Origin of the sequence: Streptomyces sp. NPDC126497 (assembly GCF_040302425.1) — a bacterium.
Lineage (GTDB): Bacteria > Actinomycetota > Actinomycetes > Streptomycetales > Streptomycetaceae > Streptomyces.
The window spans coordinates 1-4,792 of the sequence record NZ_JBEORT010000189.1; the positions used below are offsets into that span (position 1 = coordinate 1).

At 37.3% G+C, this 4,792-nt stretch carries 5 protein-coding genes; 1 reads left to right on the forward strand and 4 read right to left on the reverse strand.

Annotated elements, in window-relative coordinates; all coding sequences use genetic code 11:
* Positions 1-321 precede the first annotated feature (321 nt).
* Positions 322-879: a replication/maintenance protein RepL gene (locus ABTY20_RS34795; RefSeq protein ID WP_048558832.1), complete on the forward strand. Its 558-nt coding sequence runs from the start codon at positions 322-324 to the stop codon at positions 877-879.
* 13 nt (positions 880-892) lie between these two features.
* Here the strand turns inward: ABTY20_RS34795 and ABTY20_RS34800 are convergent, their stop codons facing one another.
* The 4 genes from ABTY20_RS34800 to ABTY20_RS34815 form a co-directional block, all read right to left on the reverse strand.
* A complete protein-coding gene (locus ABTY20_RS34800) occupies positions 893-1,075 on the reverse strand; it encodes a hypothetical protein (protein ID WP_350835256.1) in 183 nt (60 codons plus the stop codon).
* Between the two features lie 14 nt (positions 1,076-1,089).
* Positions 1,090-2,436 carry a MobV family relaxase gene (gene mobV / locus ABTY20_RS34805; protein WP_053082646.1) on the reverse strand — a complete coding sequence of 449 codons (1,347 nt, stop codon included), beginning with the start codon at positions 2,434-2,436 and terminating at the stop codon, positions 1,090-1,092.
* 614 nt (positions 2,437-3,050) lie between these two features.
* Entirely contained in the window at positions 3,051-3,428 is a 378-nt protein-coding gene (gene qacH / locus ABTY20_RS34810; RefSeq protein WP_000121134.1) for a quaternary ammonium compound efflux SMR transporter QacH, read from the reverse strand.
* Complete coding sequence (locus ABTY20_RS34815) at positions 3,428-3,979, reverse strand: TetR/AcrR family transcriptional regulator (RefSeq protein ID WP_000028029.1); 552 nt, start codon at positions 3,977-3,979, stop codon at positions 3,428-3,430. Before ABTY20_RS34815 ends, qacH begins: the two co-directional genes overlap by 1 nt.
* Positions 3,980-4,792 lie beyond the last annotated feature (813 nt).

The following is a 4,792-nucleotide window of genomic DNA, read 5'->3' on the forward strand; positions in this document are numbered from 1 at the left end:
CAAAATTTCGGAATGCAAGGAGAAAAGGGTGGAGATTTTTCGGTGGTCTGTCCGAAAAATACTACCCGAACCTTGCGTGGAGAAAAGCCCTTTAGGAGATATAGAAGGGAACACAGAAAAAATGTTGATATATCAATGTTTTAGTTAAGGTAATGTGTCATAGCTTGTGACACGTATATGTGTCATAGCTTGTGACACATAGTTGAATTAAGATGTGTCATTTTTTGCTTGACTATAGTTCATTTTTGACCTATGATGTGTCATAAATTATACATATAGGTATCACAGCTGATGATACATAACAAGGGAGAGAAGGATTCTATGCCAGCAGAGGTGCGTAAATTGGACGAGCAGAGAAAAATTAATGTTGAGTTAACCCCTGAACAACTTCAAATGCTTCAAAGACTTATTGATCTTGAACAGCAAGAAAACAAAGACAAAGAGCAATTTGAAGAGAAAAAGAAAAATCATAATTTCATCCAGCTTTATCGTGACAACATGCCAGAATTAAGATGGTTAATGGCAAATCATAACTTCGCAAGTTCTTTATTATTTTTTATCTTGGAACACATGGATAACAGAAATGCTTTAGCTTGTTCTTATGCAGTTTTTGAAGATTATTTTGGCAAATCAAGGTCAACAGTTTACAGAGCAGTAAAGCTTTTAGAGGAGAATGGATTTTTAAATGTTTTAAAAATGGGAACATCAAACGTCTATGTAGTGAACGAAGACCTTGCTTGGACAGATGGCAATGACAAAAAGAAATTTGCTAAATACGATGGTAAAATCCTTGTCAGCAAAAAGGAAAACAAGGACTTTGAATACAAAAGCCAATTTGATAAATTTAAAGCCCTTAGAGAACGTGAAAACTTAAAATAAAGCGAGTAGATAACTACTCGCCTTTCTTTATTTCAAGAGCATATTTGCCCTCATTTGAATCTTGGTCAACACTTGTAAAAACACCAATATCTTTTATTGGAATAAGAGTTCCAGAACCTAAATGAGGTCTCTTTCTATCCCTCATAAAAAGCATTAATTCTCCCTCTTGGTCTAGTTTCTCCAACTTCTCAACCAATTGTTTCACCTTCATCAGCGTTCCATCTCCATCCCTTTTTGCCTTTGTGGCTTCTCCATTTTTTCTAAAGAGTCCTGGACTAATTTATCTTGCCTATCATCCAGGAACTTGATTGTACTTCGGTCTACATCATTCATCCTCAAGAACGTTTTTACTCGGTCAAGTTGAGCGTGTAAAACTTTGCCCACCCTCTCTTTAAAAACAGAAAACTCCTTGCTGATCTGCACGAGTTTTCCCTTCAATTTTCCGTTCTCTAATTTCAATTCCCGATTCTCATTTTGGTAAGACCGGTTCTCAATTTTTAGAGTGTCCACCTGTTGTTTTAACTCCTTTTTCTCCTTCAACTGGTCATTATATTTATTAACGAGTCCATTGTACTTTTCTATCAAGTCTCCATAGTTCTTTACAATGTCTGTTTGCTTCACTTTTTGCAGTGCTTTTTTCTCTGCTAAGGAGTCTAAATTCTCTTCAATATCTTTGTAGTAATAGCGAATTTTATCTTGTCCAATTTGCATATCAGCTTTCAGCTGCGTAACTTCTTTTTGAGTCTTTTCCAACTCTTTCTGCAGATTCTCTGCTTGTAGCTGATAAGCCACACCATTGGTCGCATAATCGACTAGGCTTTTGTAGTCTTGTTCCTTCATTCCAACAAGCCCTAGAACCTTTTTAGCTTCGATATTCGCAATCGATTTCGATTTATCATCAATCTCTTGAATATGCCCCATTGTCCGCTCATATTTCTCTTGGGCTTCCTTCTCCATGCTTTGAAACGTTTGAGCCTTATATTTAGCCGTCTCCACGTGTTTACGGCTCGACGAGACCCCTCTTTCCAAATTAAAGTCATTTTGCTTCAGGTACTGATTAAAATCGTCCTGAAGACTCACCAGTTGCTTTTTCTGGCCAAAGAAATCTTTAGCCGATAGTCGGCCATCCTCCGTTACTGGAACGAAGCCTACGTGCATGTGAGGGGTTTTCTCGTCATAGTGAACAGTCGCATAGATTAAATTCTTTTCACCGTATCGATCAGCAAGGAACTCATGAGCCGTTTCAAAATACCTTTTCTGCTCTTTGGGTGAAATTTTATCGAAGAATTCCTTGTCAGAGGTAATTAAGAATTCAGCCAGCTTAACTGCATCTTTACGGATCTTTTTTCCAGAGGTCACATTGTCCTCAATTACTTGGCTAATTTTCTCGTTGTAATCAATCTGCCTTTGACCGTTTATCAAGTCATAATTCAGATGAGAATCAGCTTTATTGATGTCGGGATTCGTTTCACTTTCCCTCTCTCTTTGGTTGTGAAATTGAATCCCTTTTATCCCATTTGATTTCATTTTCTGCATTCGGATAATGGAGTAACTCATGGGGTACGCACCCTTTCTGAAAATCGATAGATTAATAGAAAGTGTAACACACTACACTTTGCACGCAAAGTTTCATGTGGTCTGCGACGCTAAAAGCCAAACCTTGGGCTTTGCCCAAACCCACTGGGGAACTCTTCCCCAGACCCCCTTAATCGAACTCCCCAACCCCTCAATCCTTGAGGGGCTCCCTCGCCGGTAGGCAGCTCAAAAGGTGTTGCCTTTTGAGACACCAAGAGGGTCTTGGTGAAGTGAGTCTATCAACTCCTTATCCTCCCTTCGGTCCGGTACCGTTGACAGACGCCATACGGGCCTCTCTCGCCTTTGTAAGAGGTTGCCCCTAGTAAAAACCCTTAAAAAGCAAAAAAGACGCTTCTAGGGGTAGCGTCAGGGAAATGCGGATTTACAACGGTAAGCATTTGATACAAGTCTTATGAGACAGTCAGAAGTCATTTAAAACGCTAATTTCATTATGTCTCAATAAACTCTACTCTATTGGAATTGTGAAGTGATACACTTAAACTAACGTACGCAGGTTTGTTGAATAAGGACTTCAAAAAATACCCTTAATTAAGCTAAAAAGTCCTTCTCTTTATTAAGAAGGACTTTTTTATGTGTTATTCCATTGTCTCATTCATTGTAATAGTTTCGCTTGCTTCATGACCAGATTCTCCATGTCCTGGTCCAAACAAATTCAATATTACAACTCCTACAAGAATCAGTGTTATTCCTGCAATGCTAGCCATGTTAAGTTTTTCCTTCCAAACTAAAACTGAAATTACTGTAGTCAAAACAAGTCCTAAACCTGCCCATAATGCATATGCAGTGTTTAAGGGGATTGTTTTTAGCGACAAGGATAAAAAGAAAAAACAACCAACGAAAGCTATTATTACCCCTATTGTAGGATAGAGTTTTGAAAAGCCTTCAGATGCTTTTAATAGGGAAGAGCCAATAATCTCCCCCACTATTGCAAGTGCTAAATATAGATATGACATTATTCGTCCTCCTGAATCATGTTTATTAGTTCATCAAAAACTTGTGTTTTTAGTTCTTCATTTAATGGTGCCATTCCAAATATTTCTGAAAACCAAAGACCATCTATGGATAATCTTGTAATTGTTATTTTGACAGGATCAATTCCATCAGTTATTAACTTTGTATGCAAAATATCGTATCTCTGCCGGAATTCATCTAATAAATCTGGATTAATAAACATAGCAGCCATTAGTGCGGAATTTAGATTATTGTTTTCTAAATCGGAAAATGTAGATTTAAGATAAGCCCTATTCCATTTTCCTATTGCGTTATCATCGTCGTTATTAACTAACGTATTAATGCATTCGAAATAATTATTTGTCCAATCTTCCACCATTCCTTTAATTAATGCTTCCTTGCTAGGAAAATGGTATAATAATCCACCTTTACTCACGCCAGCTCTTTGGGCGACTGCCTCTAATGTGAGTTTGACAACTCCTTCTTCTTTTACAATTTCAGATGCAGCAATCAATATATTTTTTTTCTTATTAGCATGCTTTGAAATAGACATAATAACCTCCATAACTTAGATACATATAATATACCTTCTGGACGGTTTTTTTGTCAATCGAATTAAAGCTCTTATTTAATATCACTCTTTCACATAAAAATAATCCAATAAATTAATCTAAAGATTGTGAAGAAATGTACTTAAAGTAAAGGGAGCTTTAGTTCAACAGTCGATTTCTTAAAATCGGCTTTATTTATGGGTGAAAATTACATTACCGTTGTAAATCCGCATTTTCAGGACTCTACCCCTTCTAGAGCGCCTCTCATTGTTTTAGCGATTAATTATTATTCCCCTTATTATTTTTTTGAAAATGTTCTTTGTAATATAAATAATCAACTTTATGTTTTGTGGACATTAATTGAGTCGCTAATATTGCGGTGTAAATTGTCGTCAATCCTAGTGCTACTACGGCTAATAAATTTAAATTACTTTTATTAATGCTACTGTTACTATTCATGAAAGCTCAACTCCCTTCTTTAAAATTAGATTTCTAAATATCAAAGATTTTTATTCGAACACCATCAATTCTCCCCTTGTTTTAGGGTGGAGGCTGGCAAGGGGGTTTGGGGGAAGCCCCCATATTGCGTAGATCCATAAGGCAAAAGAGAAAATTTATGAACGGAAGCTCTGGCGGTTTTGGCGGTATAATGGCTCGAGCAAGCCGATTTCCTGAATTCCTCGTTTTAGGTACGTCGGCTTGGCGAAAGTACAGCACCGCCAAAATTTCGGAATGCAAGGAGAAAAGGGTGGAGATTTTTCGGTGGTCTGTCCGAAAAATACTACCCGAACCTTGCGTGGAGAAAAGCCCTTTAG